We start from the raw sequence: 11,909 nt of genomic DNA on the forward strand, positions 1-11,909 counted from the left end.
GCCGGATCTCCGGCGGCCCGTAGCGGCTTACTTGGCGGACGTGTAGACGTCGCCGAGGTAGTAGGTGGCCGGGTCGGTCGCCGTCTGCAGCTTGCCGAACGAGACGAACAGCTCGTTGAGGCCCGTGAACCACTTGACGACCGAGCCGTCGGCGGTGGCCGCGTCGATCTCGGCGCTGGTCAGCAGGCGGACGTTCTCCGCCTCGGCCTTGAAGTTGGCCTCCGGTCCCTGGGTGAGTTTCACGGTGGCGGCGATGGCCTGGTCGAGGTTGGCGGCCCGGTAGTCGGTGGCCTCGCGGATCAGCCCGGCCATCTTGGCGGTCAGGTCCTTCTTGGTGTCGGCCACCTCGTTGCGGGCCACGAAGACGGTCGGGAAGCTGGTCTGCGGGAAGTCCTCGTTCTTGGCCAGCTCCACCAGGTCGGGCACCTGCTTCTTGATGGTGCCGACCAGCGGGTACCAGATGCCGGCCGCGTCGATCTGCCCGGAGCCGAACGCGGTGACGACGGTGCTGGCGTCCATCGCGACCTTCTTGACGTCGTCCATGGTCAGCCCGGCCTGGGCGAGCGCGAGCCGCAGGATCATGTCGCCCGAGGTACCCTCCGGTACGCCGACGGTCTTGCCCTTGAGGGCGGCGACCGAGGTGATGCCGGGCTTGGCGATCACCCGGTCGGCCAGGCCGAGCGAGTTGACCGCGATCACCTTGGCCTGCCCGGAGGCGGGCAGCCAGAGCGCGCCCGGCCCGAGGTACCCGAAGTCGAGGTCGCCGGCGTTGAGCGCCTGCACCTGCAGCGGCCCGTTGGTGAACACCTTGAGGTTGGCCTTGAGCCCGTGCTTGGCCCACAGGCCCTGCTCCTGGGCGACGGCGACCAGGCTGGCGCCGTTGAAGTCGGCGATGTACCCGACGTTCACCGTCTGCGGGTCGCCGCCGCTCCCCTCGTCGCCGTTGTCGTCGCCACATGCCGCGGTGCCCACCACCACGCCGGCCGCGATCAGGCCGGTCAGGAACGCTCGTCTATCGATGTGCCTCATGTCGCTCGGTCCTCCTCCAGCGCCTGGTGGTACACGGCATGCCAGACGCGATTGCGGATCTCGGTGAACTCCGGGGAGAGGCGGTGCGCCTCGGTCCGGGGGTACGGCAGCTCGACCGGGATGATCTCCTTGATGCGGCCGGGGCGAGCGGCCATGACGACGACCCGGTTGGCCAGGTACACGGCCTCGTCCACGTCGTGGGTGATGAACATGATGGTGCGTTGCTCGGCGCTCCAGGCCCGCAACAGTTGGTCCTGCATCTGCACCCGGGTGAGCGCGTCCAGCGCACCGAACGGCTCGTCCATGAGCAGGATGCTGGGGTTCACCGCGTAGGCGCGCGCGATCGCGCAGCGCTGTCGCATGCCGCCGGAGAGCGTCTTGGGTAACGCGTCGGCGAAGTCGGTCAGCCCGACCAGGTCGATGAAGTGCTGCGCGCGGCGGCGCCGCTCGGCCCGGCTCACGCCGCGCTGGAGCGTGAGGCCGAACTCCACATTGGACCGCACGGTCAGCCACGGGAACAGCGCGTACTGCTGGAAGATCACGCCGCGCTCGGGGCCCGGCTCGCGCACCGGTACGCCGTCCACGTACACCTGCCCGCCGGTCGGGTTGACCAGGCCGGCGGCCATGTTGAGCAGGGTGGACTTGCCGCATCCGGAGGGGCCGACGACGGTGACCACCTCGCGGTCGGCGATGTCGAGGTCGACCCGGTCCACCGCGAGGAAGTCCGCGCCGTTGACCAGGAAGGCGCAGCTGGTCTGCTGAAAGGAGATCTTCGTGGTCATCGGCGCTCCTGCCAGCGGGTCAGCCGCCGCTCGACGAGCAGCAGGATCCGGTCCATGATCAGTCCGAGGACGCCGATGGTGATCAGTCCGACGAAGATGGTGGGCAGGTCGTAGTAGAGCTGCGCCTGCTGCATCCGGTAACCGACGCCCTGCTGCGCGGCGATGAGCTCGGCGGCCACCAGCGTCGCCCACGCCGAGCCGAGCCCGATCCGCATCCCGACGAGGATGAACGGCGAGGAGGCCGGCACGACCACCCGGCGGAACGTCACCCCGTCGCCGGCGCCGAGCACCCGCGCGGCGTTGATCAGCGTCTTGTCGACGCTCACCACGCCCTGGAACGTGCTGATGACGCTGGACAGGAACGCGGCGAGGGTGATGACGAAGATCTTCGGTGTCTCGCCGATGCCGAGCAGCACGATCGCGAGCGGGATGATCGCCAGTGGCGGGATGGTGCGGAAGAACTGCACGTACGGCTCGATGAGCCCGCGCGCGGTGACGTACCAGCCCATCAGGAAGCCGACCGGTACGGCCAGCAGGCTACCCAGTAGGAACCCGATGAACACCCGGCGCAGGCTCGCGGCGGTGTCCTCGAGCAGGGTGCCACTCTCGATCAGGTCCCAGCCCCGGTCGGCGACCGCGAGCGGACCGGGCAGCCCTTCGACGCCGGCCCGGGCCAGGCCGGCCCAGACCGCGAGGCCGATGGCGACGGCGACCGCGTTGAGCCCGAGCATGCGCAGCGAGGTGCGGTTGGGCCGGCGGCCAGCCCTGGACCGGCCGGGCGGCGCGGTGGCGCCGGGCGGGGCGCCGCGCACCGGGATCGTGGAGGTCATCGCCTTGCTCCCTAAGCCGCCGGGATGCGGATCAGCCGCAGTTCGTGGGCCAGGTCGGCGCGGGTCATCTCGTAGTAGAGCCACCACTGGCCGTCGATCAGGTGCGCGTCGACGTACCGCACCGAGCCGCTGGCCTGGCCGGACGTGACCCACGGTCGGTCGTCGGAGAGCCGGTGCCAGGTGAACAGGTCCGCGGAGACCGCGATCCCGCACCGCTCCTCGTAGTTCTCCTCGTGCGAGGCGGATCCGTCGTAGAAGCCGACGTAGCCGCCGTTCGGCATCGGCACCACGCTGTTGAGCCGGGCCTGGTACCGGTTCCACCCCTCCCCCACGCCGAGCACCTGGCCGTGCCAGTCGAAGCTCTCCCCGTCCAGGCTGGTGGCCAGGCCGGTCGGGTGGGTGGTCGCGCCGACGTTGTAGATGTCGCCGGTGGCGTGGGCGGCGGCGCCGACCCCGTCCAGCGCGGCGGCGTAGCTGACGAACATGTAGGTCACCGGGCCGACCTGGACGACGTACGGGTCCTTGACGCCCTCGGTGCCGGTCGAGGCGGCGCTGAGCACCGGCCGGCCGGTGGCGATGTCGAACTTGGCCGGGTCGGCCGCGTTCAGCACGTCGATCCGCCACCGGTTGTCCACTGGGTCCACATAGGACAGATAGAGCCGGAAGCCGCTGCCGCCGTCGGGCAGCAGGCAGAAGCGTTCCATGGACGACGAACGCAGCTCGTCCTTGTGGACCGACCAGACGTCGGTGAAGTCGACGCCGTCGTCGCTGGCCGCCACCGCGCACCGCCAGCCGCGCTCGGCCTGCGCCCCGCGGGGGCGGCGCTGGCGGTACGTGAGCCAGAACCGGCCGCCGTCGTAGAGGACGCCGGCGCAGCCGACCCAGTAGCCGGCCTCGTGCTTCTCTGGGCTCAGGATCACGTCACCGGCCATCGGGTCGAACGTCGGCAGCGGAGCGTACACACGGTTCATCGAGCATTCCTAGGGGTTGTAGAAGAAGCGGTCGAGTGCGACGGCGGCGCTGCCGACCACACCGGCGTTGATCCCGAACGTGGGGCGATCCACCCGGACCACGTCGCGCAGGATCGGAAACGCCTTGTCATGCAGGACCGAACGGACCTTGTCGAACACGCTGTCCGGCGCGGCGTCGAAGATCCCGCCGAGCACGATCAGCTCGGGGTTGAGCAGGTTGACGGCGCTGGCCAGGCCGGTCGTGAGGTAGTCGACCAGATCGTCCAGGATGGACACCGCGCGCTCGTCCCCGCCCTCGGCGAGGCGGGCGAGGTCCCGCATCGGGCGGGACGACTCGTGGCCCAGCACCGTGGCGAGCTGCTCCACCACGTACGGCTCGGACACCACGGTCTCCAGGCAGCCGATCGCACCGCAGGCACACCGGCGGCCCTTCTCCACGACCCGCAGGTGGCCCAGCTCCGTGACGCCGTAGGGGCCGGAGCGGAACGGCTTGCCGCCGATGACCACGCCAGCGCCGAGACCGAACCGCACGTGGACGTACAACAGCGGGTCCACGCCGGCGGCCTGCCCGTATCGCGCCTCGGCCAGTGCCATGGAACGCACGTTGTGGTCGACGACCGTGGCGGCGCCGAGCTCCCGCTCGAGGATGTCGCTGAACGGCACGTCGCGCCAGCCGAGGTTGACCGAGAGCACGTTGACCCGGTGGGCCGGGTCAACCGGCCCCGGTGCGGCCACACCGATGCCCAGGAGCCGGCCGCGCGGCAGACCGGCACGGGCCAGCAGGTCAACCGCCGCGTCCACGACCCGGGCCGCCACCCGCTCCGGCCGCTCGGCCAGGTCGTACGTGAACGCGCCGGTGTGCCCCACGCGGGCGGTCAGATCGCAGAGTCCGAGCTGGACCGCACCGGCACCGACATGGATGCCAATCACCTGGCGGGCGTCCGGCTTGAGACGGACGTCCACCGACGGGCGCCCGACGCGACCGCCCACGCCTTCCGACTCCCCTTCCACGACGACGCCCTCGTCGAGCAGCTGCCCGACGACCTTGGTCATCGTGGTGGCCGAGAGCCCCAGCCGGCGGGCGAGCTCGACACGGGGCTGGGCGCCCTCGTCCCGCAGGCTCTGCAGGACCATCCCGCGGTGCAGCCGCCGGACGTCCTGAACCGGTGTGCGTCGCTCGCTCATCGCCACCCTCGTGATCCGCCTCGCGACCAACGCCGCGACCAGGCGAAGTAATTGCTAACTGGTAGTGAAGAAGTAGACGCCCGGCACCCCTCAAGGTCAACCCCCGAAACCTTATCGTTACATGATCTTGGTGGCACACAAGGAACGAGGAAGCAAAGACTCGCGAACAGCCTGTTCAGCACTGATGTCCCCATCAAAAGTAACGGTTTAATCACAGCCATTGACCCCGATGTAGCCCGAGCCCTAATTTTTCACTCCTAGTTATTAAGACGGCGCGGCCGCCCCGCAGCCCACCCCACCGCGTCCCTTTCTGGACGCTTCCCGCCTGTCCCCATGGCCACTCCCATCCCACGAGGGGGCACCATGAGCACACCCCTGTCCCGGCGTACCCTGCTGTCCACCGCGGCCGCCGTCGCCGCCGCCCCGGTCGCCGCCACCGCGGACGCCGGACCCGCCCAGGCCCACGGCACCGGCGGGCACCGGCCGCCGAACATCCTGCTGTTCACCGTCGACGACATGGACTTCGCCACGCCCGGCTGCTTCGGCGGCCACCGCGACGTCACCCCCGCGCTCGACCGGTTCGCCCGGCAGAGCATGTCCTTCCACCGCGCCCACGTCCCGCTCGCCGTCTGCCAGCCGAGCCGGTCGGCGCTGCTGACCGGCCGCTACCCGCACCGCAACGGCGCCGAGGGCTTCGGACCGGTCCGCGACGACGTGCCGATCCTCAACGAGTCATTGCGCGAGCGCGACTACCTCACCGGCATCCTGGGAAAGGTCACCCATCTCGCGCCGATCGAGCGCTACGCCTGGGACTACGCCATCGACCAGGAGGGCCTGGGCATGGGGCGGGACCCCGCCGTCTACGCCGCCGGCGCCGCGGACGTGTTTCGCCTGGCCAAGCGGGAGCGGCGGCCGTTCTTCATGATGGCGAACGCCCACGACCCGCACCGGCCATACCACGGCAGCCTCCAGGAGCGGCAGATGTTCACCCCGGAGCAACTGGCCACCGTGCCGCCCCCGGCCAAGGTCTTCGGCCCCGGCGACGCCGACGTGCCCGGCTTCCTGCCCGACCTCCCCGACGTCCGCACCGAGCAGGCGCAGTACCTGTCCAGCAGCCGCCGCGCCGACCAGGTCTTCGCCGCCGTCCTCGCCGAGCTCGCCCGCGCCGGCCTGGCCGACGACACCATCGTCGTCTTCATCTCCGACAACGGCACCGCGATGCCGTTCGCCAAGGCCAACGCGTACCCGCACAGCACGCACACCCCGCTGGTCGTACGCTGGCCCGGCAAGACCCGCCCCGGCAGCACCGACCGCGCACACATGGTCTCCACGATGGACCTGTTCCCGCTGTTCTGCCGCGCCGCCGGGGTCCGGCCCCCGGACGGGATCGACGGCCGCGACCCCACTTCCCTGCTGGAGGGGCGCCACCAGACCGGGCGTACCCGCGTGCACACCGTCTTCCACGAGACCAGCGCGCGGCAGCGGTTCGAGATGCGCGCCACCCACGACGGCCGCTGGGCGTACGTCTGGAACGCCTGGTCGAACGGCACCACGAACTACCGCGCGGAGAACATGCAGGGGCTGACCTGGCCGGCGATGACCGCCGCGGCGGCGACCGACCCCGCCCTCGCCGCACGCGTCGACTTCTACCTGCGCCGCGCGCCAGAGGAGCTGTACGACCTCGGGCGCGACCCGTACTGCCTGCACAACCTCGCCGGCAAGCACACGCCGCCGGCCAGGGCTGCCCTGCGCCGGCAACGTGACCTCACCGCCGACTGGATGACCCGGACCGGCGACCCGCTGCGCGACACTTACCTGACGTACCAGCAGATGCTCGACGCCGCCTGAGCGGCGCCAGCGACCCTCCGGAGACGCCCATGCACGAACCGCAGGCGACACCGGCGTGCTGCGGCCCCGCCCCGCGGACCGCCACGCCGGTCACCCTCGCCACCCCGGCCGCCCCCGGCGCAACCGCCGACCCGGCCGCCCCCGGCGCGACCGCCGACCCGGCGACCCGCACCCGGCTGCGCCGGCGGCTGGTCGGGCTGCCGGGCGGCACGTTCGCCATGGGCAGCAACGACCCCGACGCGCACGAGGCGGACGGCGAAGGCCCGGTACGGCCGGTCACGGTCACGCCCTTCGCCATCTCCCCGACCGCCGTCACCAACGCCCAGTTCGCCACGTTCGTCAAACAGACCGGGTACCGCACGACCGCCGAGCTCTTCGGCTGGAGCTACGTCTTCCACACCTTCCTCACCCCCGGCGCGCACCAGGCCCGACGCGGCACCGCCGGCGGCACGCCCTGGTGGATCGCCGTCGACGGCGCGTACTGGCGCAACCCCGAAGGCCCCGGCTCCGCCATCACCGACCGGCAGAACCACCCCGTCGTACACGTCTCCCACCACGACGCCCTGGCCTACTGCCGGTGGTCCGGCACCCGACTGCCCACCGAGGCCGAATGGGAGTACGCCGCCCGCGGCGGGCTCGACGGGGCCCGCTACCCGTGGGGCGACGACCTCAACCCGGGCGGCCGGCACATGTGCAACATCTGGCAGGGCACCTTCCCCACCCGGGACACGGCGGAGGACGGGTACGCCGGCACCTGCCCGGTCACCGCCTATCCACCCAACGGCTACGGCCTGCACAACATGGTCGGCAACGTCTGGGAGTGGACCGCCTCCCCCTGGACCACCCGGCCGGCCGCCTCCGGCGACTGGACCGTCCGGGGCGGCTCCTACCTGTGCCACGACTCCTACTGCAACCGCTACCGGGTCGCCGCCCGAACCCACAACACCGCCGACGCCAGCACCGGCAACCTCAGCTTCCGGTGCGCCGGCGCTCCGCCCGGTGGTCGGTAGGACGCTATTCCGGCCGTGCGGTGTAGGCGGGGTGGCGGGCCGCCCGGGCGTGCCGGCGGCGCAGGTGGAGGCCGGCCGCGGTGGTCGCGGCCACCGCGGCGGCGGCCGCGAGGACCACGAGGGCGGTGGGGCGAAGGCCCGCGGGGAGCTGCTGGGCCAGCACGAAGAGACCCATCACGAGCACGAACCAGCCGAACGACGTACGCAGCGCCCGCTCGGGGACGCGTCCGGCGAGCCGGCCACCGGCGAGGCTGCCCACCACGGCGGCGGCGGTGACGGCGGCGGCGAGTCCCCATTGGACGTGCACTGTGGACAGGTACCCGGCGAAGCCGGCGAAGGACTTCATCGCGATGACGACCAGCGAGGTGCCGACCGCGACCGGCATGGGCAGCCCGCCGAGCAGCGCCAGGGCGGGTACCACGAGGAAGCCGCCGCCGGCCCCGACCAGGCCGGTGACCAGGCCGACCGCGACGCCGTCGGCGACGACCCGGGGCAGCGGCAGCTCGTGCGGCACTGGCTTGTCCGGCCCCGCCCGGCGGCCACGGATCATGGCGACCGCGGTGGCGAGCATCATCACCGCGAACCCGGTCAGCAGGATCGCGCCCGGGACGTAGGCGGCGAGCCGCCCGCCGGCGTACGCCCCGGCCATGCCGGCCAGCCCGAACACCAGCCCGGTGCGCCACCGGACCCGGCCGGCGCGGGCGTGCGGGAGCACCGCGGCGGCGCTGGTGACGCCGACGACCAGCAGCGAGGTGGCGATGGCCTCCTTGGCGGGCAGGCCGGCGACGTAGACGAGCAGGGGTACGGCGAGGATGGAACCGCCGCCGCCGAGCAGGCCGAGGCTCAGCCCGACAACCCCGGCGAGCGCCACGGTCAGCACCACCGCCGTCACCGGGTACCGCCGGCCGGCGCGCCGCGGAGTTGGCCGACGATGCCGTCGAGGTCGCAGCGGCCGCCCCGGTTGTACGGGAGCTTGGCCAGCAGCATGCCCATCGCGCAGGTGTTGGTGAGTGCGGCGGTGGCCAGCCCGGTGCCGATCAGCCCGGCGACCCACTTCGCGCCCGGTACCACGACGGAGGCGAGGACGCTGGCCAGCACGATGGTGCCGGCGACGAGGCGTACCTGGCGTTCCAGGTCCCACCGCGGCCGCCCGCGCTTGACCGGCGCGCCGGTCGCCTGCCAGGCCAGCATGCCGCCGTCGAGCACGCGCAGGTTGGGCAGCCCGGCCTCGGCGAGGGCCCGCTCGGCCTGGCTGGCGCGGGCGCCGGAGCGGCAGACCAGCACCACCTCCTCGTCCAGGTGCTCGAGAAGCTCGGCGCGGTGCTCGCGGAGCAGGTCGAGCGGGACGTTGTACGCGCCCGGGATGTGACTGGTCTCGAACTCGGACGGCGTGCGCACGTCGAGGATCCGCGGCTGGTGGCCGGAGCCCATCAGCTCGCGCAGGGTGGCACTGTCGACGGTGGCGTCGCTCATGTCTCTCCTCTTTCGGGGCTTCAGGGGCGGCTTTCCGGGGCTTCAGGGGCGGCACGCGGGCCGGCGGCGACACGCGCGGGTGAGCGGCGTGCGGGCCGGCGGGGGCCGGGCCGGGGGGGGGGGCCGGCGGGGGGGGGGGGCCCGCCCCCGCCCGGCGGTTCCGGAACGGGTCAGGCCGCGGCGACGACCGGGAGGCCGGCGCGGCCGGCGTTGTCGAACTCGTCGTCGACCGCGACGACGCGTCGGCCGGCCGCGGCCAGGATCGAGGCGCCGATCGAGGCGCGGTAGCCGGACTGGCAGTGGATCCACACCTCGCCGTCGGGCACCTCGTGCCGCCGGGCGGGCAGGTCGTGCAGCGGGACGTGCACGGCGCCCTCGATGTGGGCCGCGGACCATTCGAGGTCGCGGCGGTTGTCCAGCACCACCACGGGGCGGTGGTGGCGGACCTGGGCCAGCTCGGCGAAGGTCGCGCGGGGGAAGCTGACCAGGCCGTCCGGGCCGGCCCACTCGGCCGGGTCGCCGGCGGCCTGCGCGGCGGGCCGGTCGATGCCGATCCGCACCAGCTCGCGCTGGGCCTCGGCGACCTGCTCGGGGGTCTCGCCGAGCAGGGTGAGCGGGGTACCCCAGGGGATCAGCCAGCCGAGGTAGGTGGCGAAGCTGCCGTCGATGCCGACGTTGAGCGTGCCGGCCACGTGTCCGGCCGCGAACGCGACGCGGTTGCGCAGGTCGACCACCCACTCGCCGGCCGCGACCCGCTTGCGGATCTGCTCGGCGTCGGCCCGCTCCGGTGTGGACAGATCGGCTCCGTCCGGTCCGGCGCTGTTGGCCGGAGCCATGTGCGCGTAGTAGGCGGGCCAGGCGTCCAGGCCGGCGAGCAGGTCGGCGACGAACTGGTCTACCGGTTTGGTCAGCGCCGGGTTGGTTCCCTTCTCCCGCCCGATGGTGGAGGCGGCGCCCTCGCTCTGGGTGGCGGAACAGAAGCTGCCGAACCCGTGCGTCGGGTACAGCCCGACGGCGTCCGGAAGCTCGGCCGCGAGGAGGTTGGCCGAGGCGTGCTGGTGGTGCACCAGCGCGTCGGTGTGGGCCGGGCCGAGCAGGTCGGGGCGGCCGACCGAGCCGTACAGCAGGGAGCCGCCGGTGAACGCGGCCACCTCCCGCCCGCCGTCCCGCAGCAGGTACGCCAGGTGGGTGAACGTATGCCCGGGCGTGGCGCGCACGCGGACCCGCATCGAGTCGCCGACCTCGACCACGTCGCCGTCGCGCACCGCGACCCGGTCGAAGGAGACGGGGTCGTCGGCGTTCACGTGGTACGCGGCGCCGGTCTCCCGGGCCAGGGCGTACCCGCCGGTGACGTAGTCGTTGTGGACGTGTGTCTCGAACACGTGCGTGATCCGCACGCCCTCGGCGGCGGCGAGCGCCAGCACGCGGTCGATGTCGCGCTGCGGGTCGACGACGAACGCGACCCGCCCGTCGTGGACGAGGTAGCTGCGGTCGCCGAGGGTCGGCGTGTCGATGGCGAGGATGCGCGGCACGAGGGGGACTCCTTCTCGGGATCGGACTTGCGGGACGCGATACTGGATACCCCCGGGGGTATCTGCACGGCCACCATAACACGGACGGCGCGATACCCCCCGGCGTATGATGTGAAGCCGGCACCACGATGATCAGGAGAGAGCGATGCGGGTGGACCAGAACGCGACCGGCGACGTCATCAAGCGGCTGCGCCGCGCCGAGGGGCAGATCCGCGGCGTGATCGCGATGCTCGAGGAGGGGCGCGACTGCGCCGACGTGGTCACCCAGCTGGCCGCCGTCTCCCGGGCGCTCGACCGCGCGGGCTTCAAGATCATCGCGAGCGGGTTGCAGCAGTGCATCACGGCAGGCGAGGACGGCGAGGACCAGACCTTCAACCTGGAGCGGATGGAGAAGCTGTTCCTCTCCCTGGCCTGACCGGGCCGCCCGGAGGGTGACCGCCGGCCCAGCCGGGCGGGACCTCCGTCCCTGTGGGCGACATCCTGGCCCCCATACCCTCGGGGGTATAGGAGCCCGTCATATGCTCGACGGCGGGCAGTGGCGGCGGAGCGTCTTCGACTTCGACACCTTCGACGGGGCGGTCGCGCTGGCCGGCGCGCTCGCGGCGTTCCAGGGCGGGCGGCTGGTCGAACGGCTCGACGGCCGGAGGCTCGTCTCGTACGACGAGCGGGAGATCCCCTTCGACCTGCTGGTCACCGTGCCGCTCAACATGGGCGCCGACTACGTGGCCCGCTCCGGGCTCGGCGACGAGCTCAACCTGGTCCCGGTCGACCGGCACACGATGCTGTCCAAGGCGTACCCGAACGTCTTCGCCCTCGGCGACGCCAACGACATCCCCACCTCCAAGGCCGGCTCGGTCGCGCACTTCTCGGTCGAGGTCTTCGCCGACAACTTCCTGCGGCACGCGCGCGGCCAGCCGATGACCGGGAGCTTCGACGGGCACGCCAACTGCTTCGTCGAGACCGGCGCAGCTCGCCGCCCAGATCGGCATCGACCTGACGGCCGCGCACTGGGACGCCATCCGGTTCCTGCGCGAGGACTACGCCGCCCAGGGCGAGACCGCCACCCTGCGCCGCGTCACCACCCGCGCCGGCATACCCACCAAGAGCCTCTTCGCCCTGTTTCCCAAGAAGCCGGCCAAGAAGATGGCCTACACCTCTACGAGGAGGTCGAGGGCATCATCAACGCCGCCGACTTCATCGAGAAGACCGAGGGTGCCCAGCTGCTGTTCATCTGACCCACCCGGCCCGG

The 11,909-nt window shown here is 72.2% G+C and carries 11 protein-coding genes and 2 pseudogenes; 5 read left to right on the top strand and 8 right to left on the bottom strand.

The features are described from left to right. Positions 1 to 27: 27 nt before the first annotated feature. The 5 genes from RB614_RS04080 to RB614_RS04100 are packed head-to-tail and all read right to left on the bottom strand — an operon-like array spanning position 28 to position 4,797. A complete protein-coding gene (locus RB614_RS04080) occupies positions 28 to 1,029 on the bottom strand; it encodes an aliphatic sulfonate ABC transporter substrate-binding protein (protein ID WP_308710970.1) in 1,002 nt (333 codons plus the stop codon). Continuing rightward, positions 1,026 to 1,811, bottom strand: a complete 786-nt coding sequence (locus RB614_RS04085) for an ABC transporter ATP-binding protein (protein ID WP_308710971.1) — start codon at positions 1,809 to 1,811, stop codon at positions 1,026 to 1,028. The genes RB614_RS04080 and RB614_RS04085 overlap by 4 nt, the downstream gene beginning before the upstream one ends. Then, positions 1,808 to 2,641, bottom strand: a complete 834-nt coding sequence (locus RB614_RS04090; protein ID WP_308710972.1) for an ABC transporter permease — start codon at positions 2,639 to 2,641, stop codon at positions 1,808 to 1,810. Before RB614_RS04090 ends, RB614_RS04085 begins: the two co-directional genes overlap by 4 nt. A gap of 11 nt (positions 2,642 to 2,652) precedes the next feature. After that, positions 2,653 to 3,612: a glycoside hydrolase family protein gene (locus RB614_RS04095; protein ID WP_308710973.1), complete on the bottom strand. Its 960-nt coding sequence runs from the start codon at positions 3,610 to 3,612 to the stop codon at positions 2,653 to 2,655. A gap of 9 nt (positions 3,613 to 3,621) precedes the next feature. Beyond that, positions 3,622 to 4,797: an ROK family transcriptional regulator gene (locus tag RB614_RS04100; protein WP_308710974.1), complete on the bottom strand. Its 1,176-nt coding sequence runs from the start codon at positions 4,795 to 4,797 to the stop codon at positions 3,622 to 3,624. Positions 4,798 to 5,160: 363 nt separating this feature from the next. Here RB614_RS04100 and RB614_RS04105 point away from each other — a divergent pair, with 363 nt between their 5' ends. Both RB614_RS04105 and RB614_RS04110 read left to right on the top strand, forming a co-directional pair. Beyond that, a complete protein-coding gene (locus RB614_RS04105) occupies positions 5,161 to 6,645 on the top strand; it encodes a sulfatase family protein (RefSeq protein ID WP_308710975.1) in 1,485 nt (494 codons plus the stop codon). A gap of 29 nt (positions 6,646 to 6,674) precedes the next feature. Beyond that, complete coding sequence (locus RB614_RS04110; protein ID WP_308710976.1) at positions 6,675 to 7,655, top strand: formylglycine-generating enzyme family protein; 981 nt, start codon at positions 6,675 to 6,677, stop codon at positions 7,653 to 7,655. A gap of 4 nt (positions 7,656 to 7,659) precedes the next feature. Here RB614_RS04110 and RB614_RS04115 read toward each other — a convergent pair whose 3' ends face one another. The 3 genes from RB614_RS04115 to RB614_RS04125 all read right to left on the bottom strand — a co-directional run bounded on the left by RB614_RS04115 (position 7,660) and on the right by RB614_RS04125 (position 10,651). Further along, a complete protein-coding gene (locus RB614_RS04115) occupies positions 7,660 to 8,547 on the bottom strand; it encodes a sulfite exporter TauE/SafE family protein (RefSeq protein ID WP_308710977.1) in 888 nt (295 codons plus the stop codon). Beyond that, a complete protein-coding gene (locus tag RB614_RS04120) occupies positions 8,544 to 9,128 on the bottom strand; it encodes a rhodanese-like domain-containing protein (protein ID WP_308710978.1) in 585 nt (194 codons plus the stop codon). Before RB614_RS04120 ends, RB614_RS04115 begins: the two co-directional genes overlap by 4 nt. A 170-nt stretch (positions 9,129 to 9,298) precedes the next feature. Continuing rightward, positions 9,299 to 10,651, bottom strand: a complete 1,353-nt coding sequence (locus RB614_RS04125) for a rhodanese-like domain-containing protein (RefSeq protein ID WP_308711150.1) — start codon at positions 10,649 to 10,651, stop codon at positions 9,299 to 9,301. 154 nt (positions 10,652 to 10,805) lie between these two features. Here RB614_RS04125 and RB614_RS04130 point away from each other — a divergent pair, with 154 nt between their 5' ends. The 3 genes and pseudogenes from RB614_RS04130 to RB614_RS44235 form a co-directional block, all read left to right on the top strand. Continuing rightward, the gene (locus RB614_RS04130; RefSeq protein WP_308710979.1) at positions 10,806 to 11,075 is read left to right on the top strand and encodes a metal-sensitive transcriptional regulator; all 270 of its coding nucleotides are present in this window, start codon (positions 10,806 to 10,808) and stop codon (positions 11,073 to 11,075) included. A gap of 602 nt (positions 11,076 to 11,677) precedes the next feature. Beyond that, positions 11,678 to 11,752 (top strand): annotated as a pseudogene (locus RB614_RS04135) (TusE/DsrC/DsvC family sulfur relay protein); the annotation flags it as partial. Between the two features lie 62 nt (positions 11,753 to 11,814). Further along, a pseudogene (locus RB614_RS44235) lies at positions 11,815 to 11,895 on the top strand (DsrE/DsrF/DrsH-like family protein); the annotation flags it as partial. Positions 11,896 to 11,909: the final 14 nt, after the last annotated feature.

Origin of the sequence: Phytohabitans maris (assembly GCF_031085175.1) — a bacterium.
Classification (GTDB): Bacteria; Actinomycetota; Actinomycetes; order Mycobacteriales; family Micromonosporaceae; genus Phytohabitans; species Phytohabitans maris.

What these genes read in the sequence shown, in the direction of transcription:
- RB614_RS04080 (WP_308710970.1), bottom strand. Translation starts at nt 1,029, where the DNA reads ATGAGGCACATCGATAGACGAGCGTTCCTGACCGGCCTGATCGCGGCC.
- RB614_RS04085 (WP_308710971.1), bottom strand. Translation starts at nt 1,811, where the DNA reads ATGACCACGAAGATCTCCTTTCAGCAGACCAGCTGCGCCTTCCTGGTC.
- RB614_RS04090 (WP_308710972.1), bottom strand. Translation starts at nt 2,641, where the DNA reads ATGACCTCCACGATCCCGGTGCGCGGCGCCCCGCCCGGCGCCACCGCG.
- RB614_RS04095 (WP_308710973.1), bottom strand. Translation starts at nt 3,612, where the DNA reads ATGAACCGTGTGTACGCTCCGCTGCCGACGTTCGACCCGATGGCCGGT.
- RB614_RS04100 (WP_308710974.1), bottom strand. Translation starts at nt 4,797, where the DNA reads ATGAGCGAGCGACGCACACCGGTTCAGGACGTCCGGCGGCTGCACCGC.
- RB614_RS04105 (WP_308710975.1), top strand. Translation starts at nt 5,161, where the DNA reads ATGAGCACACCCCTGTCCCGGCGTACCCTGCTGTCCACCGCGGCCGCC.
- RB614_RS04110 (WP_308710976.1), top strand. Translation starts at nt 6,675, where the DNA reads ATGCACGAACCGCAGGCGACACCGGCGTGCTGCGGCCCCGCCCCGCGG.
- RB614_RS04120 (WP_308710978.1), bottom strand. Translation starts at nt 9,128, where the DNA reads ATGAGCGACGCCACCGTCGACAGTGCCACCCTGCGCGAGCTGATGGGC.
- RB614_RS04130 (WP_308710979.1), top strand. Translation starts at nt 10,806, where the DNA reads ATGCGGGTGGACCAGAACGCGACCGGCGACGTCATCAAGCGGCTGCGC.